This is a genomic window from Paraburkholderia sp. JPY465, from assembly GCF_050436725.1.
In the GTDB taxonomy this organism is placed as follows: Bacteria; Pseudomonadota; Gammaproteobacteria; order Burkholderiales; family Burkholderiaceae; genus Paraburkholderia; species Paraburkholderia youngii.
Map to the genome: position 1 here is coordinate 403,719 of NZ_JBNDMT010000007.1, position 23,662 is coordinate 427,380.

Annotated in this window: 24 protein-coding genes; 8 read left to right on the forward strand and 16 right to left on the reverse strand. The window is 57.6% G+C overall.

What is annotated here, in order from left to right; genetic code table 11:
- Positions 1 to 29 precede the first annotated feature (29 nt).
- The 7 genes from QFZ94_RS42555 to nifB form a co-directional block, all read right to left on the reverse strand.
- Positions 30 to 1,193, reverse strand: coding sequence for a DegT/DnrJ/EryC1/StrS family aminotransferase (locus QFZ94_RS42555; protein ID WP_368587270.1), 1,164 nt, complete (start codon positions 1,191 to 1,193; stop codon positions 30 to 32).
- Positions 1,183 to 1,461 carry a hypothetical protein gene (locus QFZ94_RS42560; RefSeq protein ID WP_026228609.1) on the reverse strand — a complete coding sequence of 93 codons (279 nt, stop codon included), beginning with the start codon at positions 1,459 to 1,461 and terminating at the stop codon, positions 1,183 to 1,185. The genes QFZ94_RS42555 and QFZ94_RS42560 overlap by 11 nt, the downstream gene beginning before the upstream one ends.
- 1 nt (position 1,462) lies before the next feature.
- The gene (gene nifT, locus QFZ94_RS42565) at positions 1,463 to 1,681 is read right to left on the reverse strand and encodes a putative nitrogen fixation protein NifT (protein ID WP_184228259.1); all 219 of its coding nucleotides are present in this window, start codon (positions 1,679 to 1,681) and stop codon (positions 1,463 to 1,465) included.
- A 318-nt stretch (positions 1,682 to 1,999) separates the two neighbouring features.
- Entirely contained in the window at positions 2,000 to 2,497 is a 498-nt protein-coding gene (locus QFZ94_RS42570) for a nitrogen fixation protein NifZ (protein WP_429464021.1), read from the reverse strand.
- Positions 2,498 to 2,556: 59 nt separating this feature from the next.
- Entirely contained in the window at positions 2,557 to 2,919 is a 363-nt protein-coding gene (locus tag QFZ94_RS42575) for a HesB/IscA family protein (RefSeq protein ID WP_368587268.1), read from the reverse strand.
- 68 nt (positions 2,920 to 2,987) lie between these two features.
- Entirely contained in the window at positions 2,988 to 3,182 is a 195-nt protein-coding gene (locus QFZ94_RS42580) for a 4Fe-4S binding protein (protein ID WP_084598351.1), read from the reverse strand.
- 69 nt (positions 3,183 to 3,251) lie between these two features.
- Positions 3,252 to 4,850 carry a nitrogenase cofactor biosynthesis protein NifB gene (gene nifB / locus QFZ94_RS42585; protein WP_429464319.1) on the reverse strand — a complete coding sequence of 533 codons (1,599 nt, stop codon included), beginning with the start codon at positions 4,848 to 4,850 and terminating at the stop codon, positions 3,252 to 3,254.
- Between the two features lie 404 nt (positions 4,851 to 5,254).
- Between nifB and nifV the strand changes: the two genes are divergently transcribed.
- The 7 genes from nifV to QFZ94_RS42620 are packed head-to-tail and all read left to right on the forward strand — an operon-like array spanning position 5,255 to position 10,921.
- On the forward strand, positions 5,255 to 6,391 hold the full coding sequence (nifV, locus tag QFZ94_RS42590; protein WP_410851696.1) for a homocitrate synthase: 1,137 nt from the start codon (positions 5,255 to 5,257) through the stop codon (positions 6,389 to 6,391).
- Between the two features lie 41 nt (positions 6,392 to 6,432).
- Positions 6,433 to 6,771 carry a nitrogenase stabilizing/protective protein NifW gene (gene nifW / locus QFZ94_RS42595; RefSeq protein ID WP_410851695.1) on the forward strand — a complete coding sequence of 113 codons (339 nt, stop codon included), beginning with the start codon at positions 6,433 to 6,435 and terminating at the stop codon, positions 6,769 to 6,771.
- 14 nt (positions 6,772 to 6,785) lie between these two features.
- On the forward strand, positions 6,786 to 7,634 hold the full coding sequence (locus QFZ94_RS42600; RefSeq protein WP_410851694.1) for an electron transfer flavoprotein subunit beta/FixA family protein: 849 nt from the start codon (positions 6,786 to 6,788) through the stop codon (positions 7,632 to 7,634).
- Positions 7,631 to 8,749: an electron transfer flavoprotein subunit alpha/FixB family protein gene (locus QFZ94_RS42605; protein ID WP_410851693.1), complete on the forward strand. Its 1,119-nt coding sequence runs from the start codon at positions 7,631 to 7,633 to the stop codon at positions 8,747 to 8,749. Before QFZ94_RS42600 ends, QFZ94_RS42605 begins: the two co-directional genes overlap by 4 nt.
- On the forward strand, positions 8,746 to 10,059 hold the full coding sequence (locus tag QFZ94_RS42610; protein ID WP_410851692.1) for an FAD-dependent monooxygenase: 1,314 nt from the start codon (positions 8,746 to 8,748) through the stop codon (positions 10,057 to 10,059). The genes QFZ94_RS42605 and QFZ94_RS42610 overlap by 4 nt, the downstream gene beginning before the upstream one ends.
- Positions 10,056 to 10,358, forward strand: coding sequence for a ferredoxin family protein (locus QFZ94_RS42615; RefSeq protein ID WP_018435014.1), 303 nt, complete (start codon positions 10,056 to 10,058; stop codon positions 10,356 to 10,358). Before QFZ94_RS42610 ends, QFZ94_RS42615 begins: the two co-directional genes overlap by 4 nt.
- A gap of 59 nt (positions 10,359 to 10,417) precedes the next feature.
- Positions 10,418 to 10,921 (forward strand): hypothetical protein, encoded by a 504-nt coding sequence (locus QFZ94_RS42620; protein WP_026228606.1) that lies wholly within the window; start codon positions 10,418 to 10,420, stop codon positions 10,919 to 10,921.
- A 1,424-nt stretch (positions 10,922 to 12,345) separates the two neighbouring features.
- Here QFZ94_RS42620 and QFZ94_RS42625 read toward each other — a convergent pair.
- Both QFZ94_RS42625 and QFZ94_RS42630 read right to left on the reverse strand, forming a co-directional pair.
- Positions 12,346 to 12,594: a hypothetical protein gene (locus QFZ94_RS42625; protein ID WP_429464025.1), complete on the reverse strand. Its 249-nt coding sequence runs from the start codon at positions 12,592 to 12,594 to the stop codon at positions 12,346 to 12,348.
- A gap of 287 nt (positions 12,595 to 12,881) precedes the next feature.
- Positions 12,882 to 13,310, reverse strand: a complete 429-nt coding sequence (locus QFZ94_RS42630; protein ID WP_429464027.1) for a hypothetical protein — start codon at positions 13,308 to 13,310, stop codon at positions 12,882 to 12,884.
- Between the two features lie 1,502 nt (positions 13,311 to 14,812).
- Here QFZ94_RS42630 and QFZ94_RS42635 point away from each other — a divergent pair.
- Positions 14,813 to 16,705, forward strand: coding sequence for an SAM-dependent methyltransferase (locus QFZ94_RS42635; RefSeq protein ID WP_429464028.1), 1,893 nt, complete (start codon positions 14,813 to 14,815; stop codon positions 16,703 to 16,705).
- A gap of 422 nt (positions 16,706 to 17,127) precedes the next feature.
- Here QFZ94_RS42635 and QFZ94_RS42640 read toward each other — a convergent pair whose 3' ends face one another.
- From QFZ94_RS42640 to nifA, 7 genes are all read right to left on the reverse strand, one after another.
- Positions 17,128 to 17,697 carry a nitrogen fixation protein NifQ gene (locus tag QFZ94_RS42640; RefSeq protein ID WP_018435008.1) on the reverse strand — a complete coding sequence of 190 codons (570 nt, stop codon included), beginning with the start codon at positions 17,695 to 17,697 and terminating at the stop codon, positions 17,128 to 17,130.
- A 16-nt stretch (positions 17,698 to 17,713) separates the two neighbouring features.
- The gene (gene fdxB, locus QFZ94_RS42645) at positions 17,714 to 18,016 is read right to left on the reverse strand and encodes a ferredoxin III, nif-specific (protein ID WP_018435007.1); all 303 of its coding nucleotides are present in this window, start codon (positions 18,014 to 18,016) and stop codon (positions 17,714 to 17,716) included.
- The gene (locus tag QFZ94_RS42650; protein WP_410851689.1) at positions 18,013 to 18,231 is read right to left on the reverse strand and encodes a CCE_0567 family metalloprotein; all 219 of its coding nucleotides are present in this window, start codon (positions 18,229 to 18,231) and stop codon (positions 18,013 to 18,015) included. Before QFZ94_RS42650 ends, fdxB begins: the two co-directional genes overlap by 4 nt.
- 73 nt (positions 18,232 to 18,304) lie before the next feature.
- Complete coding sequence (gene nifX, locus QFZ94_RS42655) at positions 18,305 to 18,718, reverse strand: nitrogen fixation protein NifX (protein WP_018435005.1); 414 nt, start codon at positions 18,716 to 18,718, stop codon at positions 18,305 to 18,307.
- A 51-nt stretch (positions 18,719 to 18,769) separates the two neighbouring features.
- A complete protein-coding gene (gene nifN, locus QFZ94_RS42660) occupies positions 18,770 to 20,131 on the reverse strand; it encodes a nitrogenase iron-molybdenum cofactor biosynthesis protein NifN (protein ID WP_410851688.1) in 1,362 nt (453 codons plus the stop codon).
- A gap of 21 nt (positions 20,132 to 20,152) precedes the next feature.
- Positions 20,153 to 21,646: a nitrogenase iron-molybdenum cofactor biosynthesis protein NifE gene (gene nifE, locus QFZ94_RS42665; protein ID WP_429464031.1), complete on the reverse strand. Its 1,494-nt coding sequence runs from the start codon at positions 21,644 to 21,646 to the stop codon at positions 20,153 to 20,155.
- A gap of 273 nt (positions 21,647 to 21,919) precedes the next feature.
- On the reverse strand, positions 21,920 to 23,566 hold the full coding sequence (gene nifA / locus QFZ94_RS42670; RefSeq protein WP_410851686.1) for a nif-specific transcriptional activator NifA: 1,647 nt from the start codon (positions 23,564 to 23,566) through the stop codon (positions 21,920 to 21,922).
- Between the last annotated feature and the right edge of the window lie 96 nt (positions 23,567 to 23,662).

The window sequence follows — 23,662 nt, forward strand, 5'->3', positions numbered from 1 at the left end:
TACCTTCTTCTCTCTTTCCGTTGTTCTACCTAGAGATAGATCGCGGCCCCCGCACCGACGTTGGTCGCCGTGTCCTTCAAAGTTTTGACGATGTACTTCACATCCTGAACAGTAAGCTGAGTGTGCAGCGGCAACGCGAGTGCTCGATCGCCAATCCGCTCGGTATCGGGCAGACAGCCTCGTCGACCTCCAATAGCATCGGCGGCCTTCATGTAATGAAACTGCTCATGCAACGGATGGCTGTAGGCTGCCGTTTCTACCCCGGAAGCCAGCATGTCGTCGATCATTTGAGCACGCGCGCTGTGAGTAAACCTCTTGCCCAGATGCACGACGTAAAGCATCCAATTCACTTCGTCCACGTCCTCCGCCTGATACGGTGGTTTGATGCCTTCGAAGCTCTCCATCGCTTCATGATACCAGGCTTCGACCCGCTTCCGTTGGGCGAGCCGCTCCTCGAGCCCTGCCAGTTGTGCGAGGCCGAGCGCGGCGGTGATTTCACTCATACCCGCCTGCAGCGGCACCCGGGCACCGAGGGAGACCGACTTTCGATCGGCGCTCAGACGTCGCCTTAAGTAACGCAGTTCGTGCGCCAAGCTGTCGTCGTCCGTGACGAGCATTCCGCCCTCTCCCGCACACAACGCGGAGGGTGGCGAAAAGTCAAAAACCGTCACTTTACCGAACGACCCCACGCAGCGCCCACGGTAGCGTGATCCGAGCGCCTCAGTGCTATCCTCGATCAGGCTCAGACCATTCAAATCGGCAAGCTCGCGCAACGATTGCCACGCGGCAGGATGTCCGTTCGTATTTCCCGCAAGGATTGCACGCGTCCGATCTCCAATCTTCTCTTGTGCCTTCATCGCGTCGAGGCAACCGCTCCAGTAGTCGATGTCGGCAAACACCGGTGTCGCGCCAGCGAGGGTGATCGCATGCGCGATCTGATGCCATGTATGCGATGCGCAGATGACTTCATGGCCTTGACCGATGCCGAGCGCACGCAGCGCAATCCAAGTGCCGAGCGTCCCGCTCGCCACTGCGACCGCATGGACACGGCCGCTCCAGCCTGCGAATGCAGTCTCAAAAGAATCGAGCATTGGTCCGTCGCTCCAGCACGACGATTGCAGGACCGCGTGAACCAGCTCGACCTCCCGCGGCCCGCACGCAGGCTCAGTAAGTGAAATTCCCTCAGTTTCCATCGTAGACTCCGTCTTCTGCAAGGATGAGCATATTGGCCTCACTTGCGTCTGTTGTCACGGAAACACAGACACCTGTCGACGTCGCGAGATAAACGCGGCGGCCCCGAAACTGGAGGAGGGGTTTTTCATTGACAAGCTCGACCGCGCTAATCCGAATGACTCGCACATCGGGATACGACTTCCGCCAGGTTGCGGCAGCCTCCAGCAGCGTCGGTTCGCTCAGCATCAACTCGGCGATAGTACTGATCTGATCTGCTGTAAGTGCCATGTCAGTCGGGCTCACCCGCGACGCGACGCGCTTCTACGGTGACAGGAAGCGTTGTATCGGCCGCCATCTCCGGCAGCTGGAATCGCCAGCCGTTCGCAAGCGTTATCACTCCGCCCCACATCTTCTTGCCATCGATGCAGACGATCTGCTCCTCGAGATCCTTCTTTGGCACGTAGGCGCTGAGTATGCCTTTCCTGTCCATGCGGATCATTAGTTTCACGTTGAGAGTTCCAAGGTCGGTTAAAAGATTCGCACTTCAACAAGTAAATCCAATAAATCTAACGATCGGGCCGAGAAGCACAGCGCTCGTCGTAGGTGGCTCTTGTACTGCGACCAGTGCCTCCCAGCTCTGATAGACCGATATCGTCCTTCTTCCCTTACGACCGTCCAGCCGGGCGCGATCTCGCCCTCAGTGCAGCGACCGCCTGCCCGTCAAAATTGACTGATTGAGCGCATCGCAAGACTCGCAGGCACCACGTATTTCTGGCCATTTCGGCAAGCCTCCAAGCCTTAACCAGAAAGCCGCTTCCGCACCGGCCTAAAATAGACTTCGCCGTTGCAAAGGTCCCGCAACTCCGTGACGCGGATTGCCGACGACTAGACGGGCTCCGTTGACTTGCGAACCGTCCGGTGCATCATAACCATGCGCATTACACGAGCCGCGTCCGACGGTTCCATTGCGGTCAGTTCCCTCGGGGATACGAAGACCTATCCAGCATAGATCGGCCGCATGCTCGCCCAAACGGGCGAGCACGTCATGGGGAAGGTGGTCGAGCGTGCATAGCTCCTTGGCGCGCATGCCGACGCGATGGTCGATTTCGACGAAGTGAACTGCATAGATGTAGAACCGTTGCAGGAAGGTTTCGATTCCGATCACATACCCCACGTCGCCTTTGCTGACGAGCGAATCACCCAAAGCCTTACCGGCGTATGTGCCGTCGTTACGGATGGAGAAGCGCGAAGCGACGCGCTCACCAATGCTGAAGCGAGGCGCAAATGTGAGCTCAATGAGGTCATCGTTGTCAGTTCCAGTCATACTTTTCCTCCGTGACATACCGAACTGCTAGCTCAAGACAACTGCGGTCGATGAATGCGTCAACCGCGTCCGATCGCGCTCACATCAATCCGAGCGACATCGGCACTGACCGCGACGACCGACCGTTGGTCCTCCTTAATAAATGCGAAACCTGACCGATCTGGCGTTTCGATAAAGTCGATCTTCAGACCATCTAGCAAAACGCGGCTTTCTGCCGGCAAGAAAATTCGCAGTCCGTGGACTTCGATGGTCTCGTCGCCGGTCCGAGCCTCTACTTCGGCACTGAATTCGGCGTCATATCCAGAGCATCCGCCGGTCCTGACAAGAAGACGAAAACCAGCACTTGATGGCAAGCCGGAAAAACGCACCACACGGCGCATAAACTTTTCCGCGGCAGCGGTAACAGAAAATTTGGTCAACATGATGTCGGCATGGTAACAGTTAGCAGTCGTTTGACGATTCGTCAATGTGCTGCCCGCGGCTAGCGATGCTAGCTCACCACAATGCACCCGTCCACGGGACAAACCGCCAAGCACTGCGGAGTATCAAACTGTCCTTCGCATACGGTACATTTCTTCGGATCGATCGCGAACACGCCACCTTTCTCGCTTATGGCGACATTCGGGCACTGCGGCTCGCAGGCCGAGCAGCCGGTACAGGTCGAGGCAATGATCTTCAGGGGCATAATGGCACTCCTTGTAATGATGGTTTGTATAGCGCGCGGGCAGCGCCGATCCATTTGTCCGTCTGCCGCTCAATCAGCAGCAGCCGTCGCAGTGATCGACGTCTTCTGCCGGATCCCGGGGGCGCCACGCTCCACGTGCACGGTCACGCCTTTCGTGATGCGGCTGCAATATTCGATGAACCATATCAGCGCGGCTTTTTCGATTGTTTCGTACGCGTACTGGTCCACCGGCTCAATGCCCGCCTGCGACAGCTCCTTGCGCGGACACAAACCGACCTTCGCAACCAGTACAGCGTGGCAATCGCTGATCGCGTGTATGAGCGGTGGCAGGCGATCTTCATCATCATGGCCGCCCCGACAATACGACTCCACGCGGCGGTGTCCCACAAAGATCGCTCCGCCAGCGCTGACCTCGAAAATCTGGAACTCGGAGACATGCCCAAAATGTGCGTTCACGCGGCCGCCTCCCTTCGTCGCGACAGCGATCAGCACCTTCAGGTCGGCCGGCACTTCGCTCGCCTTCACCAAAGCCATTGCAGTCTGTTTCGCGTCGCGCTGCGCATTGCGTTGCACTTCCACTCGGCGCTGATGTTCCCGACGGTAATTAGCGTCGGACCTAGTTTCCATGTCGTCGATCCCGTCGAGCTTGAACTCGTCGCGGCGGTCCTCACTCAGTAGACCTACTGCGTCCGCACGGCACTGACGGCAATGGCGCATTAACGTAGCGCCTCCCTTGCAACGGTCCTGCACGACCATTAACTCGCTAGCAGTAGGGCCACGCTGTCCGTGCAGTCCGAAATACGTGCCATGCTCAGCGTCCGAGATGAGCGGCATGATATTGTGCAGGAAAGCACCGCGCTTCTTCACTTCGCTGTTCACCTCGATCAGGTGTTCGTCATTTATGCCCGGAATCAACACCGAGTTGATCTTCGTCAACACGCCGCGCGCCGTGAGCATTTCGAGCCCTTGCATTTGCCGCTCATGAAGGATCTGCGAGGCCTCCTTGCCCCTGACGCGCCGGTGGTCCCAAAAAATCCACGGATAGATCAATTCACCGACGTTGGGGTCCACCATATTGATGGTGATCGTCACATGCTCAACAGCGTTGCTGCAAATCTCATCGACAAAGTCCGGCAACGCTAGTCCGTTCGTTGACAGACATAGTTTGATGTCCGGAGCGCGCTCGCGGAGCATACGGAAAGTGTCAAAAGTCCTCTTCGGATTGGCGAGCGAGTCACCGGGACCCGCAACGCCCAACACCGTCAACTGCGGAATCTTGGCCGCGACGGCCATAACCTTATTCACGGCCTGCTCCGGCGTCAGCTTCTCCGACACGACGCCGGGTCGCGACTCATTGGAACAGTCATATTTACGATTGCAGTAGTTGCATTGGATGTTGCAGGCGGGCGCCACCGCCACATGCATTCGCGCGTAATGGCGATGCGCTTCTTCCGAAAAACAAGGATGCTTGCTTATCCTTTCCCATACTTCTGCCGGCTCGCGCTCAGGCACGTCCGACGAACTGCAGCCCGACTTGTCTGCGCGGCCGTGGGTGTCGCAGCCGTCGATCTGAACAAGCGCATGTCCGGTCACCCTCAGGGTTAGTGTCTTTTGGATGCCGACAGGCGCAGTCGAGGACAGCGTGCTGGCATTCGCGCAATCTTGCATGGATGTTCTCTCCAAAGCCTCCAGTGGTTCGCCGGCTTTATCAGCGAAATCCATGCCACTCGCTCGAACTCCATTGGTATCGGTACGTGAGTTGGCCAACCAACTCAATGTTCTTCCTACGCGTCTTGACCAAAAGCCGACAACCAAGCCGTATTCTGTCGCTGTCACGACAAAAATAACGCACTCGTCGTGAGCACAAATTGCTTTTGGTAGGCCACTATACGCTCTCAATCACCCGGCACTGCCGGATTGCGCGCGTGGGGCATCCGCGATCCTCCGCCTGAAGGGCAAGCTTCGGCCGTTCGTGTGGCGCCGACAGGGTACCGCAAAGCGTTGTTTTGACGTGTAGACCATCACCTGGCACAACGTTTGCGACCCATGGCCAACAACTGAAGCGATCCGACATGAGCAACCCAATCATCAATGACACGACACTCCGCGACGGCGAGCAAACCGCTGGCGTCGCATTTCGCACAGAGGAAAAGTGCGCGATTGCCGCCGCGCTGTCGCAAGCTGGCGTCTCCGAACTCGATATCGGCATTCCAGCCATGGGCGAAGAGGAAATGGCGTGCATTGATGCGATTGTCGACATGAACCTCGACGCTCGTCTGATGGTTTGGGGGCGACTCACCGACGAGGACCTCAGCGCGGCATTACGCTGCGATGCCGACATGATTCATCTTTCGGTCCCGGTATCGGATATTCACTTGCAACACAAGCTACGACAGCCGCGTAGTTGGGTGCTAGCGCGCATCGCACGCGTCATTGGTAAGGCTGCGAAAAGCCACCCCAAGATCTCCCTCGGTATGGAAGACGCCTCGCGTGCGGACCCCTCGTTCATCTTAGAAGTTGCGCGATGCGCAGAGCAGCATGGGGCTCAGCGCGTTCGATTTGCGGACACCGTAGGCATATTGGATCCTTTCAAGACATTCCACGCTATCGCAGCAATTCGCGCCGCCGTGGACCTGGAAATCGAAATCCATTCGCACGACGACCTAGGACTCGCCACCGCCAACACGCTAGCGGCTCTCTCGGCAGGGGCGACCCACGCCAGCACTACCGTCAACGGCTTGGGTGAGCGGGCCGGCAATGCAGCGCTTGAGGAAGTCGTCATGGGCACGCGACATCTGCTCCGACGAGACACCGGCATTGACGCAACTGCGTTATGCGACATCTCATCGCTGGTCGAACGGGCGTCTGGCCGCGCTATTTCCTCCAACAAGAGCATTGTTGGTAGGGACGTCTTTACGCACGAGTCAGGCATTCATACCGACGGCCTTTCGAAGCACCCCACGACCTACGAGGGATTCGATCCCGCAGAACTAGGCCGGCACCGGTCGACGATACTCGGCAAACATTCTGGATCCCAAAGTGTGCGTGACGCCTACGACGCTCTTGGCGTCAAAGTGTCTGAGCGGCTTGTGCCCCAGTTGCTTGCACGTATCCGGTCATTTGCCACACAGTACAAACAGGCGCCGGGGACAGCCGATCTGCATCGCTTCCTGACGCAAGCACGTGGCACCCGAGTTAAGGTGTCTTGAGGCCGTCATCGGGTGCGCATTGGTCCAATAGGAGAAACTACGTGCAAGAAGTTATCGAACAACTGCATCGCCTGTCGTCCGCGGAAGACTTCCTGCGATTCTTTGACATTTCATACGATGAGAAGGTAGTGAACGTCAGCCGCCTGCACATTCTCAAGCGTTTTTTTCAGTACATCGAGCAACAGAAGGCGCTACCGCGTAATAACGCGGCGGCTGTGTTCTCTATCTATCGATGTTTACTGAATAAGGCCTACAACGACTTCGTCTTGTCCACGCCCGCAGAGCAAAAGGTTTTCAGAGTCTTTCAGGAAGCGGACGGACGGCGGGTCGTCTCACTTGACCAGCTGCGCGCGTCGCTGCCAGCACGCGGCGACGCCTGACCCCGGAGTAGCCAATGCATATTGTCGTTTGCATCAAGCAGGTACCGGACTCGGCACAGATCCGCGTTCACCCTGTCACCAACACCATCATGCGTCAAGGCGTCCCAGCCATCGTAAACCCGTACGATCTGTTCTCGCTGGAGGAAGCGTTGAGGCTAAAGGACCTCTTTGACGGTACTGTAACCACACTCTGCATGGGGCCGCCGCAGGCTGAAGACGCACTTCGCAAATGCGTCAGCTATGGGGCCGACGAGGCTGTACTCGTCACCGATCGCGCTTTCGCTGGCGCCGACACGCTGGCAACGTCATATGCGCTGGCTACCGCGATCCGACAAATCGCCAAGGAACAGCCGGTCGATATGATCTTTACTGGCAAGCAGACTATCGACGGCGACACTGCTCAGGTCGGCCCCGGCATCGCTACACGCATGGGCTTCCAGTTGCTCACCTACGTGTCCAGGATCCTGGAAATCGACCTCACCGCACGCTCGATCGTCGTCGAGCGTCGCGCAGAAGGCGGCGTACACGTACTCAAAACTCGATTGCCATGCTTGGTGACGATGCTTGAGAACACCAACGAACTTCGCTTCGCGTCGCTGCCCAGAATGATCCACGCGGCAGCTTTTCCGGTACGGAAATGGAATCGCGAGCAGGCCGGTATCGAGGACGTTAGCAAAATTGGGCTGAAAGGCTCACATACCGTAGTGAGCAAAGTGTTCGGCCCAACACCGCGCGAGCAAAAAGCCGAGATGCTCACAGTGGATATGGCGAGCCTGCGCGGCGTCTCGTTGGATCTGGTGCATAGGATGTTCGCTCGCCATCCGACTTTGGAGGCAGACGTGCTAATGAAGAGGACCTTATGAACTCGACCGTTGCCGCGAAAAAGCAGCCGGCCTTGAATGCCGGAGGCCGCAACCTGGAGCTACCCGAACATCTGAAAAACTACACCGGTGTCTGGGTCTTCCTTGAGCACGACCGCGGCCACGTGCATAGCGTGTCTTGGGAACTGCTCGGCGAGGCGCGCAAGCTTGCAGACAAACTTGGCAGCAACGTCTGCGTGGCGGTGCTCGGCGGCACGGATGAGCCCCTCGAAAAGTTTTCAACTGAGGCGTTCAGCCTTGGAGCAGACAAAGCCTATGTCATTCACGACCCAGTGTTGCGTGGCTATCGCAATGAGCCATTCACGAAGGGGCTGACCGATCTGGTCAACAAATACCACCCTGAAATTCTACTGCTCGGCGCGACCTCGATGGGCCGGGATCTCGCCGGCTCCGTTGCGACAACCCTGCTCACTGGGCTCACCGCCGACTGCACCGAACTGAACATCGATCCGACCTCCCGGTCACTGGCGGCCACCCGTCCGACGTTTGGCGGCTCATTGCTCTGCACGATCATGACGCTTGCATATCGCCCGCAGATGGCGACGGTACGCCCACGGGTCATGGCGATGCCCTCAGCGCAAGAAGGCCGCGTCGGCGAGGTCGTGCAGGAAACACTGGGGCTCGTCGAAGCCGACATTGCCACCAAATTGCTCGACTTTGTCGCCGATACGACGAGTTCTCAGATCAACCTTCCGTATGCGGATGTGATCGTCAGCGGCGGCAAGGGTCTCAAAACTCCGGAGAATTTTGGACTCGCGTTTGATCTGGCGCGCGTACTCCGTGGTGAAGTCGGCGCTACGCGCCCGTGCGTGCAGGCAGGTTGGGTCGAGGCGGATCGACAAGTCGGGCAAACTGGCAAAACCGTGCGGCCAAAACTTTATATCGCAGCCGGCATCTCGGGGGCAATCCAGCATCGCGTCGGCATGGAAAGCTCGGACGTGATTGTCGCAATCAACACCGATCCCAACGCACCTATTTTCGATTGCGCGCATTACGGCATCGTCGGGGACGCACTGCAGTTCCTGCCCGCGCTAACGCACGCCTGCAAGGAACACTTGGCACTTCGGCAAATGCGAGACACCAGGAGAGTTAGATGAGAGAATCGTCGCAATTCGACGCGATCGTCGTGGGTGCCGGACCGTCGGGCAACGCTGCGGCCTATGTTATGGCTAAAGGTGGACTCAAAGTACTTCAAATCGAACGCGGCGAATATCCCGGTAGCAAGAACGTTCAAGGTGCGATTCTTTACGCCAATGCACTTGAAGAAATCATCCCAGACTTCCGTGACGACGCGCCACTTGAGCGCCACATCATTGAACAGCGCATGTGGATGCTCGACGATACTTCGTTTGTGGGCACACACACGCGTAGCGACGACTATAACAACCCACCGTATAACCGCTACACGATCATACGGGCGCAATTCGACAAGTGGTTTTCGTCGAAGGTCCGTGAGGCCGGTGCCTTACTGATCTGCGAGACTACGGTGAATGACCTGATTCTTGACGGAGACCAAGTTGTCGGCGTCCAGTGCGACCGCGAACACGGCGAAGTTTATGCGGATGTCGTGATTCTCGCTGACGGCGTCAACTCAACTTTGGCCCGCAAAGCGGGCTTTCATGGTGAGATCGAAGCGCGCAACGTCGCACTAGCTGTGAAAGAGATCCTCTTCATGCCCGAGGAGACAATTCGCGAGAGGTTTAACGTTGCCGATCAAGAAGGCGTTGTAATAGAGATGGTTGGACGAATCACAGATGGCATGGCAGGAACTGGGTTTCTTTACACGAACAAGGAGTCGCTGACGATCGGCGTCGGCTGTATGCTGAGCGACTTCAAGAAAAACTCTAATCGCACAACCCCGTATCTGCTTCTCGAGAAAATGAAGCGTCACCCGTCCATCGCTCCCCTTATCGCGGGTGGCGAGATGAAGGAGTACTGCGCGCATCTCATTCCCGAAGGAGGGTTTAATGCGATCCCGCAAGTATACGGTAACGGCTGGATGATCGTCGGTGACTCGGGCGGCTTCGTCAACGCCGCGCACCGAGAAGGCTCGAATCTCGCAATGACGACGGGGCGCCTCGCCGCCGAGACAGCAATAGCCGCCAAAGCGGCCGGCCGCCACGGCTACCGTGCCAGCACGCTGTCAGCGTATAAGGCCGCGCTAGACAAGAGTTTCGTGATGAAGGACTTGCACAAGTACCGCGATATGCCGAAGGTCTTACACCATAATCCCCAGTTCTTTACCACATACCCTGATCTCGTCGCGAAAGCGGCCCGCACTATGATGACGGTCGATGGCATCGACAAGAAGACCAAGAAGCGCGAGGTCATAGCCAGCTTCCGTAAAAGTCGCTCAGTGGCAGGGCTGATCGGCGACGCATACAAATTCTGGAGGGCTTTCCGATGAATAATACGATCACTGCCAACATCGACGAAAAGCTGTTTCAAAATCGCTACCGAGTGGACGTCGGGCGGCCGCACGTCCGCATAAAAGACGTGGACATTTGCACAAACGATTGCACAGAAAAGAGCTGTACATTCGTGTGTCCCGCCTCCTGCTATCGGAACGAGAACGACGGCTCAGTCACGTTGGTCACCGACGGCTGCCTCGAATGCGGTAGTTGCCGCATTTTGTGCACCGACCACCACAATGTTGAATGGGCCTATCCGCGCGGGGGATATGGCATACAGTTCAAATTCGGCTAAACGAACAAGCTCAGTATCGCTCCGCGGCTGAGCGCCTTATCACATCCGGAGAAACTTTGATGAATCTCATTACTGGTATCGAGTCGACGGATCTATTCGGCGGTGAAGTCCCGGCCGGCGTACTACAGCTGATCGAGAGAACCCGCCGCGGCAGCGATGACGATGTGGCCGCCGCGTTGTGGACTGCCATCCTGTCCTATCCGCGCTGCCTGCCACCCTACTATCTGCTATATAAGTTCCATGCAAACCGGGGAGAACTTGGCGAGGCGCATAGAGTTGCAACGAGGGCTTTGGCGGTCGCTGCCTGGGAAGCGTCGATCAGCGGTGATTGGTGCGCGGTGCAGCCGGGCGACGCGGACTTCTCCATTCCCGGGCCGCCGCGCTTTTGGCTCTTTACGCTGAAGGCGCTTGCGTTCATCAGCGTACGGCGTGGCGAACGGGCCCTTGCACTGAAGCTGATTGCCAAACTACGCTGGCTGGACCCGATTGATTGCATCGGTTTCGAGGTCGTCGAAGCCTTACTCGCGCAGTCAGAACACGGCAATCGCAAACTGACGAATTGACAGACAGCAATTCGTCACTAGAAGGGGAACTCCCACGATTCATTGGAGCTTTTCCGCATGCCCAATCGAAATGCGTGGTCAGCTTTGTAATGCTCAATCCTTCCGGCACGGTGCATAGCACCTTCTCAACAACAAGCAGACCATGACTTCGTGCGTGTTCGGTGCGGAAGGCAATCCCGGTATCGTCAATGTCGCGTCTACCTTCATGCAGGGGTGCACATCAATCCGTGCCGAAGGTTGCGAGCGAGTTCCGGACCTCGCCGCTGACGACGTCGCAATCCCCGAACAGCTAATGCAATTCTAGTTCGAAAAGCATGAGTACAACGGGCCGCCAGCGGAGTTGAGCATCCTTTCGTGCGATGTTGGGGGCGGCTGTTCTGCTCGTATCAGTAGCAATCCAGTTGGCCGAATGCAATGGAGACGATGTGGCACCGCCGCTTACTGACAAGGAGGCAAGTCAACCATTCGCATTCGGCCAGTCTACACCGCCCGGTACCCTTACTCCATCGACCGCACCATCGCGGCCACCCCCGAAGTGGGCGCAAAGTAGACGCGCTCGGGTGGCCACGCGTGGGTAGTGCAAACCGGTCGACCCGACAGCTACAGATTATGTCGTCGTTGACGCTCGGGCCGTCATGCCCGGGATAAAGCGATGCGCGCGCAATTGAGGCAAAGCGGGATGCAGACGCGTGGACACCGTCAGGACGGCAAGCCCGACTGGATGCCTGCGCGCCATGCAACCTGCCGAAGTGGCGGAGGGAGTCAAGACGCCAACCGTCGTGCGGGCGTCGGTTTATTACGCAGATCCGACCACCCCAACCCACGCATGACATTTGTCGGCGAGGCGGAAACATTCGAACGGGTTACACGATCGTCCACGCTCGATTCAATCGAGCCAACCAGTCGGACTGGTTGCATCGCGACATTCGGACAGAACCTGCCGGGCAATCGGTACAAGCTGATACGCTTCACACCGTGCTCTTCGCAATGCGGTTTTTGTTAAGGCCATGTCACTCATCCCTAGCTGTCAGGTTGACGACCATCGTCAACGGGATAACGCCCCGTTCGCGTCAGCCTCATCGCAAGGGCCTCCACACCACTACGGACGGCTTCCCCTCGTTGCGGCATCGGAGTTTTTCGTCATGGTGTTTGTCCTTTGTCATTTTCCAGCCATCAGGTCCGTAAGTCGGAGCGGTCCGCAACTAACGCTACTCTTACTTGAACAGCAGCGCTTTGATATCACACAGACTGAACCGAAACCTGAAGCATAGGACATCGCGCAACTGATGACCGCCGCTGGGAAGCGAAGACCGTGGGTCACGGCGATCTCGCATCCTAAGCACGCGATCGTACTCGGTCAATTCAGCAATGTCACAGTGACTCTCTGACTGCTCAGAGCCCAACTGATAGATTAGGTTTCGTTCTCATTCTCCTTCGCGAATACGGGTGGATACTTCTGCGATTGTCATTTCACCAATGTGACGCGAAAGCGGATGAAAGAACATTTCATCAAAGAGCTCTTCCGATTCTTTGAAAGCTCGTGCTGGATTCTCCTCAACGAAAGCGTAGGCTTCTTCGTGAGCAAGGACGAGAAGTTTATGAATCTGTCTTTTATGCATCGTGAACAGCATATCAACTAAAAATAAAGGCGCACACTGATTAAATGGCTGCATTTCTGCATTCTAATACGTGCGAGCATTGCCACCAGCCGCTTCGCTCGTAGTTTGAGCGCCCCGTTTCTTCGGTACGTATATGAGCAATTTCTGTATGGTTTGCAACGCAGTTCACCGCCGAAGCGACGCAGCAGCGTGGCCTCGCGGGTCAGCGGCAAGCCCGATGGCGCATGCGGGACCTTGCAAAGGTTGCAGAACGGACAAGCGTGTCTAACCGGCTCGCGCTGCGCCATAGGCACATGCTCGGGGGGTCAAGCCCACCTGTTCTCTTGTCCCGGTTTGCGAATCTACTCCGTACCAGCACTACAGCAGTAGGCGAGGAGGAATACATGGTTTCCGGTGTCGGTCCTGACGATTGAGCGGATATCCGCGTTGAGCTTCGCCATCGCCGCAGACACGTAGTCGGGGGCCGGCAGCTTGTCGGTATTGAAGTCGTGGACAACCACGGCAACGGCGTTGTTGTCCTTCGTCATTGGGTGAGCGAGAACTCGATCTTCTTCCGCGAACCTCTGTTCCCGCGTCGCTACTGCACCAACCCGTCCGCTGCAGTATCCATGAGTACCTGACATCACATGAATCGTATTACCATCACTGCTCAGCCCCGCAGCGATCGTGTTGAGAGCGGCCGCGACGTCGTCCACGCAACACAGATCATGGAATCCCCAAATTTGCACGGCGTCGGGAGTACCGCTGGTAATGTTTACAAGTATTGCCACGATGTTCTCCAAGGTTTCGAAAGGGCCCATTTGACAATCAACCAACAATGACGGCCAAAGTGAGATGTCACTGCCCCGCCATTTCGCGCACAGCGATTACACAAGAGCCGGGAAAGTGAGAGGCCAGTTCAAAAAGCTTGCTCTGCGCGACTTAACGCTTTCCAGTCGTCAAAAAAGCAACGGAATTTCTAGTGCTTCATGAGTGCCAGCGGGACGCTTGAAGCGGAGGCCGACGGGCGACGGCACCTCATAAACGAGTTCGCCGCACCGCAATCTTTAGAAGTTAGGCCGACGATACATATAGCCCGCGTCCGACCGACGGCCATTCTCCGAAAGGCTGTCAAACGCGAAGTCACCTGGACGAGCATGCACCTCAGATCAACGAGTTTTGCTGCTTAGGCCGTTTCGTACCTGTGCCGTGATCAGTACAGCAACAATCATGCTCGTCACCGGTTAAAAGCAACGCCCACTGACCCTCCGTCAAACGTTGCGCAGCGGTAAATCCCAGAAGGATTTCGCGAGACTGACAGGTGGCCGCGTACTCAGCAGGCGACCAGCGGCGCTCTTCCGGCTAGCACTGCGGCCAGCCCCATCCAAACATGCCCCTCTTGATTTTAGGCATAGAAACTCCTTATCAGGATAGCAGATGGCCATCGAACCCGCGGTTCATAGCACTGCTGCCACGATAACGAAACTAATGTCATGGTGCCGCCGCCCACCTCAACGCTGAACGCGCTCGAACGCTGCCACGTTTTAGCTATAGCACCGAAGGCTAGCAGACTATAGAACAAGTTGGCATTCAACATTTCTTATACTACCAGCCGCAAGTTCTTATCGACCGCTTTCAATGAGGCATAACCTTCGCGTGCGAGCCGATATCGGAATCCGATACAGATGGGGCCACGCAAACCGTGCCAGAGCACCACATTCCTGCGGCAATTCGTTGGGACAACGGCTGACAATCGTTCAACCGCGCATGCTCGATGACATTGCCAGACGGATGAGACGCTTGTGCGCCGTGAGCGTACCACTGACGAGCCATGGAGGCCTGGAGTGCAACAAAGCCGCCCGGGTGGAATAGCCGGGATCAGATCTAATCTATGACGGCGAGGCCGGGTTGCAGCTGCGCAAAGAATCGGAGCAGCGACTATCAACAAGTAGCAGTAGCTAGATTTTTGGCGACCGCGCGGACCACCACTTGACTGTTTGATTTGCGCGGCGCGCAAACCAGCCAGAGAGTTCTATCGCATCCAAAGTGATTCAGAATTCAATCGGGGCTGCGTTGTATCGCCCTTCCAGACATCACAACATCGCAGCGCTTGGCGTTTCCTTGGTAGCACAGGCAAGCTATTGACAATGCTTTCAAGATCAGGCCAGATGCCGATCGGCGCGACACCTGATATTCATTTAGCTTGAAAATGCGGAGCAGCACCGGCACATCAATTCACCTTGCACCTAACGCTACGTCAGGCTTTAGCGTTGACGTACGTACCGGAGACGCAATGCAGTTAAAGATCGGTGAACTGGCAAAAAGAGCGGGGCTGAGCGTTCGTGCTTTACATCACTACGACGCGATCGGCTTGCTGTCTCCGTCGCAACGCACTGAGGGGGGAGCACGCCTGTACGGGCGTGGCGACCTGATCCGGCTGCATCGTATCGAGGCACTGAAACGGTTCGGTTATTCGCTTCCCGATATCAAAGCCAGCCTTGACGACCAACCGGCCAGTGCCCCGATAAATATTCTTCATCGGCAGATCGCCGAACTGGACGCGCAGGCTTCGCGGGCGCAGCGGCTCAGTCGCCACCTGAGACGCCTCGCCAAGATGCTTGCCGCCGGCAGCGAAACGCCCGCGATTGATTGGCTCAACACCTTGGAGTTGATGAGTATGTATCAAAAGCACTTGAACGAAGACGAACTCGACACGCTGTTTGCAACGGGCCCGGACGCGCTTGCGCCGATGGATCCAATATGGGACGAGCTCATCGTTGAGGTTCATAGCGCCATGCGGGAAGGTCTGTCTAGTGAAAGCAGTGTTGCCCAAGAGTTGGCATGGCGCTGGGTTCGGCTCATGACCCGCATGACGAACAACGACCCGGCGCTCGCTTACAAGTTGATGAAGATTCAAACCGCGGAGCCACGCGCACAGCAGATTGTCGGCATTACGGCGGAGATGCTGGTTTGGATAGACGAATCGTTTGCGCACGCGCGCTGCACACTTCTCGCCAAACACTTGAACCCGGCGCAAATGGACGAAGTTCGACGCCGCCAGCTTAACGAAAAGAACAGGCGCGAATGGCCAACGTTGGCGCTTGAGTTGCGGGCACACATGCAGGCCGGCGTCGCGGCCGACGCTGCGCCGGTACAGGCTCTCGTCGAGCGCTGGCAACAGCTTTTCCGTGAAAGCTTCTGTGGCGATGACGTGGTCTTGGAAGTGCATGTTCGAGAAGCCTTGAACCAAGAGCCGGACCTGCAACTTGGGGTGGGGCTCGACGAGGCATTGTTGGCCTATCTGCATAAGGCACACATCGTTGGGCACGATGTGACACCAACCGACGCCGGGCCCAAGCCTAGCGCCTTGATCGTGGCTAGGCAACGGGCGGCGCACCAACTACTGGATCGCCCGCTGGTGCTTGATGATCCGCTCGCATTGGCCGTGCTAGGCAAAGCCGAGGCACAGGACCTACGCAATGGCCTCGATCGGTTCCGCCACCCGATGTCGATGTGTAGGCGCAGCGCGCTGGTCGTACGCAGTAGGCTAGCGGACGACATTTGGACCGAGGCCGCCGAGCGGGGGGTGCGACAATACGTCGTGCTTGGGGCAGGACTCGACACCACCGCCTACCGGCAGCACGACACGCCCGGGAGCATCTTCGAGGTTGACCTGCCGGCCACGCAGGAATGGAAACGAGCGCACCTGAATGAGGCGGGCATCCGCTTGCCGCAATCGTTGCGGTTCGTACCGGTCGACTTCGAGCGCATCAGCCTTGCCGAGGGCTTGACGCGTGCCGGATTCGATCCACTCGCACCGGCCTTCTTCAGCTGGCTCGGAGTAACCATGTACCTCGACGAGGCTGCGGTCGTTGATACTTTGCGGTTCATCGCGCGCTGCGCCAGAGGCAGCGCCGTGCTGCTGGAATACGCATTGCCAGTGTCCAGCTTGCCGCCGATGATGCGTGTCTTCGTCGAACAGTTGATGGCGCAATTCGCCGAGGGCGGCGAGCCGTGGAAAAGCGCGTTCGATCCGGCTGAGTTGGCTCAAATGCTGGTTACACTGGGCTTCAGCAGTTCCCACACTTGGACTATAGACCAGTTGAACCACAGGTACTTTGCGAACCGCTCAGACGGACTGCAAATCGGAACAACACCGTCACGTCTAACTCTAGCCACGGTCTAATCGTCAGACTATGCCTCGCAATTACTTGTTTATCCGCCCCAGTCCGCGCAATGGTCAGCGCTACAAGCGGCAAGGGCATCCCACAATCGCAAGGCTATACGAGTAGCAATGCGCCAGCGCAGCGATGCCACCGAGCCAAGTACGGGTCACCGCGTGCGCCGGGGAGCCGAGCAGGAAATCCTCGGGTGCGAGATGCACCAAGGATTCTAGGTTGTTTGCAGCCTCGGTACAGTCGTGTGCGACGAGAAACCCGGAGGCGAAGACGCATAGGAAGACATGATGACATCCACGCTTAACACCTTGATCCGCGCTGAACGCAATCAGCTGGCAATCGTTAAAGTATCTCCTGAGCATTTGTAGCTCACCGTCACGGCGAATATGCCAAGGCCCCGCATGGCCACGTATCGTCGGTAACCAGACCATCAATCTGGTCCGAAGCAATCCGCGAAGTCGCCACACTCCGCGCAGTTTGAAGACTTGCAGACAAGCAACGCCTCACGCTCGCACAGTTGCTTGTAGAGGAATTTCTTCCACTTCATACCGTGAACGTTTTTTTGCGCCAGCCGCGGAAACCAATAGCCCAACAGCACCGGCAATTCGCTACGCGAGCGAAGGCGCAGCTCCTGCCACAGGTGTTTGTGCCCCGCACAGGCGCAGGCGAGCGCATGCGAAACGCAATGGATTTCAATCGTTGTGCCTGCGAGCGGATCAGCATGTGCCTTCAACAGGTTTGCGAGGTCTCCGACCTCGTCGTCGCACGATCGCTGGCGCCACGCCGCAGGCGAGGCGGCCAGTTGCAAGAAAAGGGCGCTGTCGACGCCGGGAAACCAATGCGCGAGCAGCCAGTGGGTTTCATCCAGATTCAACCCGCGGATGGGCAGTGTGTGCACGCCGGCTTGGCCGAACGCCGCCGAGAGTACCCCAGCGAGGGCAAGAACCGTGGAATCGTTGCTGTCCACAGCGTGACGCATCAACGTCGTGTAGAAGTCCATCACCGTCCTTTGTGGCTCAGACCATGGCCACCGCGTGCGTGTAGCACTTTTTTGGGCATATCCTCGCGCATGCCGTGCAACCGATACACAACTCCCGGCGCGCAATAGTCATAACCTTCTTTTCGTACTCGTCGTCGTCATCCTCGCCTACCGGGGTAAGCTCGCCCCCCTCGTCTACACCGACGAGCTGCAGGACCCCACGAGAACACGACCGGAAGCATCGTCCGCAGCCGATACACTTCTCATCATCAAGGGCGGAGACAAAGGTAGGCGTCCACATCTCCCCGCTAGGTAGCTTTACGCAAAAAATCTCGCTCATCTCCGGCTCCCAAGCGCTTCGTCGAGAGCCGCTGCCGCGGCCTTGCGCGCGTCCATCAGCGCGGCGTGAGCCTCGTGGCAGAGCTGCGCAACCGTCAATATCTCTTCCCACCTAGTCGGAAGATCCTCCGAAAGGTCGTGGAGATCCATCTTGGCCTGAATGGCCCGTGTATTGAGTGTCTTCAGGCGCACCTTCAGTTCATTCGGGTCACTCATGCCCCCTCCCGTGGTAAAAGGACGCGCCTCAGTTGTCGCTGTCCGCAAAGTGGCGGTCTTGTCAACAGTGGCTTTAGCCATGAGATACCTCGTCATCCTCGGCCAAGTCGAATGAGCGCACATTTCTGGTTAGCGCCTTGCGCAACCACGGCGGTGGCGTACCTTTCAGGACATCCCTAAGCTTGATAAGGATGTCCTCAATTGGCTCCAGCTGTGGCACCTTGACTGGATGCACCTTCAGCGCTACGACGCGCGCCGCTCCTGAACCACCGATTGCGGCAACGTACAGGATCGCGCAACCGCGGATCGCGTCCAGCTTCGGTGCAAGCTTATCTTCGTCGCCGTCCTCCTCTAACTTGCCGCCAAAATCGAAGGCTTCCACGAACGCGTACCCCTCCGCCGTCACATCGAAGATAACAATGCTTTTCGCCCAGCCAAAGTGCGCGTCGACATGCAGTTTGTCCTGCGTGGCAAATGCGATTTTCATGCAATGGTTCCCTCATGATTTGCATGCAATGGTCGCGACGACCGGAATTCCTTACTCCGCGTTAGCGACTGGCGCAGCGAGGTCGAGCGACGACTGCGGCAGAGCCCAGTCGGCCGAGCGGTGGTGCGTAACTCGATCGATTAATAGATTCGCGAGTTCGAAGACGAGGTTCATCGTTCCGCGATAGCCGACCTGGCATCGATGGGCATTGCCGACCCGGTCGAATACGGGAAAGCCTATGCGCAACAGAGGCTTGCCGAGACGCGCGGCCATCTGCCGGCCGTGCGAATGCGTAATAAGCAGGTCGCAATCCCCCGCGCCTCGTTCCATGTCCTCAAGGTCACCGAGCACGACCTCGCTCGTCGGCAGTAGCGCATGCGACGCCGATGTAGTCGTGCTGACGCAGACTGGCAACTCGGCGCCGATTTCGTGCAACAGCGAACCGATTGCAAGCAGCAAATCCGGTTCTGCGCCCAAGGCCACCTTGATGCCACCTATGTAAAAATGGCTGTCGAGCATTGCATCCAGCAGTTGGCTGCGCTGCCTCTGGTATTTGATCGGGACCTCCCGGTCTGACAATCGCGCAAGGCGATGCAAGAGCCGGTCGTTCGGTTCGAGCCCTGTGAGCCGCTCAAAAATTTCGAATGGGATGCCTGCGATCGTCTCCAGTGCCTGCGCACCGTCGCGCGTTTGCTCGCCCACGCCGAAGGTGAATGTCGACGCACCTGCGGCGCGTATCTGGTCGAGAGAAGTCCCGCCCAGCGTGGTCCCGCGCCAGTCGGGAGCAATGTGGCCATCGAGCGAACCGGAGACGTCTGGCAATATGATCGGAACTAACCCGAATGCCTCAATGATCTCTCGCAACTCGTCGATATCGCTGGGTGACAGATGACTGCCGGGCAGCACGTTGACCTGTCGCTGCACGGTTGGCAGCGGCTTGACAAGCGCCTTCACGATTGCAACGATGGCGCGCCTGTAGCCGTCCTCGAATGCGCCAATGTAGTCTGGCGTCGATACGTACACGAGTTCGGTATTGCTCAACTCTGGCTTGCGTTTGCGCACCATCGCGAGATGACCGGCGACATCTTCCCCGTTGGCCTCAGTCAGCCCTGTCGAGCAAAGCACGATGATTTTCGGCGCCGCGCGCTTGCAGATGTTTAGTAGCGCCGTTTCGACGTTTTCAAATCCGCCCAGAATGGTAGTGACCTCATTCATTGCAGTGGTCTGCAACGGGATGGCCTCCTTGAAATGGCGCACCAACAGGACGAGGCCGAACGACGTGCAGCCCTGCGAACCGTGCATCACCGGCATGCACGCATCGAGTCCCATGGCGGCATAACTCGCGCCAAGCGGCTGGCTCATTTTTAGCGGGTTGACCGTACAGGCTTTCCCTAGTTCGACGACGTTTGCCATTGTGTCTGCACTCCGCTATGTTCAGGCCGCGACGCTGGGTCGAAGGCCCTTCGGGCAATCCCGCGCGCTTGCACGCGGCGACTGTTCTGTCATGCGCTCCGTGAACTCCATTCGCTCGCCACAGAGCCCTTCGCCTTTGTCGTCCCACGGAGCTGGAATGCGCACCTGCTGCCAGACCGGGTTGCTGATTGCGCGGTCAATCTCGTGCACCAGCTCGACGATTCCCTCATACCCGGCATATGGATGATGGCGTTCTTGATTGACATCAAGCCAAGGCACCCGCGCCTTTAGCGCGACAAACTGCGAGCGCCCGCCGGACAGCATGATGTCGGCCTGCGACTCGCGGAGCATGCCGTACATTTCGCTTGCCGTCATATTGTCGACTATGCGCGCGTCATCGCCCATGATCTCCTTGATCCTTTCCTTGTCTTTCTCGGTGCTTTTCTTCACACTGGTGCCAACGATCTCGAGCCCCACCTCTTGCAACGCCGCAACAAGCGACCAGGATTTCACACCGCCTGTAATCAACAGCACGCGCTTTCCATCGAGGCGCGCCCGGTATGGCGCAATGCGCGCCCACGCGCGCTCCTCTTCTGCTTCAATCAAGCGATCGGCGCGTTTGATCAGATCGTCGGGCGCACCCCTTTGCACCAGCAGCTTGGCGACTTGGCGCAACGCATCGCTCACATCGCCGATTCCGTAGAAAGAGCCCTCAAAATAGGGAATGTCGTATTTCCGCTGCATCTTTGTGGCAATGTTAATCATCGACTTTGAGCACACCACCATATTTACCTTCGCGCGGTGAGCGCTCGCGATGTCACTGTAGCGAGCATCACCAGAGATGCAAGCCAAGATACGGATACCAAGCGCGTCGAAGAGCGGCTTCGTCTGCCACAACTCCCCCGAGAGGTTGTATTCGCCGATGATATTGATGTCGAACGGCGTTGTGTGAGCGGGCTCACGCGAGCCGATTACATGATCGAAAATCGCCTCCCCACCGAGTTTATTGCCGAAGTTTTTCGACCCGGCGAAACCGGGCGCGTTGACCGGTATCACAGGTTTGCCGAATTTCTTTGACGCTTGCTTACACACTGCCTCTATATTGTCACCGATCAGCGCGGTGACGCACGTCTGATAGACAAACACGGCAGGGGGATCATATTTTTGGATAATCTCGCGAATACTTCTGAACAGCCGTCTCTCGCCGCCATAAATTACATCGATCTCACTTAGATCAGTCGTGAACGCAGTCCGATAGAGCATCGACCCGGAGGATGCCGCGGGACGGTTATCCCACGAGTTGCCCTCGCACGCAATCGGCCCGTGCACAAGGTGCGCTACGTCAACCACGGGCTGAAGTGCAATCCGAGCTCCATCGAATGCACAACCGCCAGCAGTCGCTCCTGGCGGAAGTTGCTTGGCGCAGCCTTGTCTGCGCTCCGTCTCACTTTTCGCCCTATTCTTCGCGCAACCGGGTTCGTCGAAAATATCTGCAGTCCTAGCCTTGAACCACATTGGAGAATCCTGACAATATGAGGTCCACAACTAATCGCAAGTTCCATACCACGGCTCGAACCTGCAGGCATCCGCAGCGTGGGAGATCGGGCACTGTAGTAACAGCGTCAACTTAAACCAGTGCTTTGTCGGAGTTGAACGGATTGCGACACAACATACTTATCGACCTTCTTTCAGACCATGCGCGTGCTGTGTTCCACGCGCGCTTCGCTTTGCATACCGAGCAGACGAAATATCGGAGCCGTCCAGGGCGTGACCTCAAGCTTCGCTTTCTTAGAAGCGGCGTAGTTTGATTCCGTGCTTGCGCAGTGCATAGCCGATCTGCCGCGCCGTAATGCCGAGCAGGCGTGCCGCCTTTGCCTGCACCCAACCGCAGCGCTCCATGGCCCAGAGCAACCGCTCACGCTCGTCCTCAGGGATGTACTCACCAGAGCGCATGCCGAGACCGCGGGCATCGCGCTCCGGGGCGCCGAATTTCGCGGGAACGTTCAGCGCGTTACTGACTGTAACGTCCGACGAGCGTGCCGGACGTACTGCGTCTTCTCGCTCCACATGATGCAACACCTTCGTGAGGCACCGGTCGATCTCGCAGAGAAACGAAGAACGACCAATCGTGTCATGATGCGCCATTGTCGCAGTCCGCTCAATGCAGTTTTCGAGCTCGCGCACATTTCCGGGCCAGTAACAACTCGACAGCACGCGCAACGCTTCCTCGTTGAAATGCAGAGCGCGACCGTTCTCACGATTAAAGCGGTTAAGGAAGTATTGCGCCATCTCGGGGATGTCTTCCCGGCGCTCGCGCAGCGGCGGCAACACGATGCTCACCACGTTAATGCGGTAGTAAAGATCCGCTCGGAATTCGCCCTCTCTCACCATTTGTTCCAGACTGCGATTAGTTGCTACGATGAGCCTCACGTCAACTCTCACGGGCGTTGTCCCTCCTACCCGCTCGAACTCCCGCTCCTGCAGAACGCGCAGGAGTTTCGCTTGGAACGACGGCGATATATCACCTATCTCGTCGAGGAAAAGTGTTCCGCCGTGCGCCAATTCGAAGCGCCCCTTTCGCTGAGTTTGCGCGCCCGTGAACGCCCCCTTCTCGTGGCCAAACAGCTCGCTTTCCAGCAGTGTTTCCGTCAGCGCCGCACAATTCACCGAGACGAATGGCTGGTCCTTGCGCGGGGACAAACGATAGATTGCACGCGCGATCAACTCCTTGCCGGTGCCGCTCTCGCCGCGCAAGAGCACCGTCGTTCTCGCAGGTGCGACCTGATGGACCTGCGCGAATACGTGCTGCATCGACGCAGATCGGCCGATTGCCCAATCGACTTGATATATAGGAGGGGCCGCGTTCCGTCGGCGACTAATCTCCTCCTGCACGCTTTTGCGGTTCGGATTCGCCTCACGCTCAAGGAGAAGTGCCCTGCCCATTGGCGCAGCAACAACTTCCAAAAGTTGGAGATCGTCTGCGAAAACACGCTTCCCGTCCGGATTCTCACAAAGTGCTACGAGCACCCCGAGCGGCCGTCCTTCGTGCCGGATCGGTGTCCCAAGTAGAGCGACACGCTCGGCATTGGAAACACGAACAGCCCCCGTGCGGTCGTCGAACATTGGGTCACCATCCAACTCAGACACAACCACGGCGGACTCGCTTTCCTGTATCTGCCCTACGATCCCTTCACCGGAGGGAAAACGCATACCTTCTCGCCAGCCGTCTGACAGTCCCGTGCTACACAGGCCGCCAAGCTTTCCATCCGGCTGCTCGACGGCGATGAACGCGGACCGCCAGCCTCTCGCACGCGACAGAAACCACAGCGACCTCTTCAACGCGTGCTCCGCATTACGGGATGAGGCCAGCGCTTTTAGCACTTCGGCCACTACATCGAAATCGGGAGGGCTCTCGTTGATAAGAGAATGCGACATAGATTCGGGCTCCAGCGACAACTCGTCAACGCAGTGACGGAGACGGCTCGGCACAACGGCAGAGCCATAGTCGCGTTGTTGGCAGCCGAATTCGGG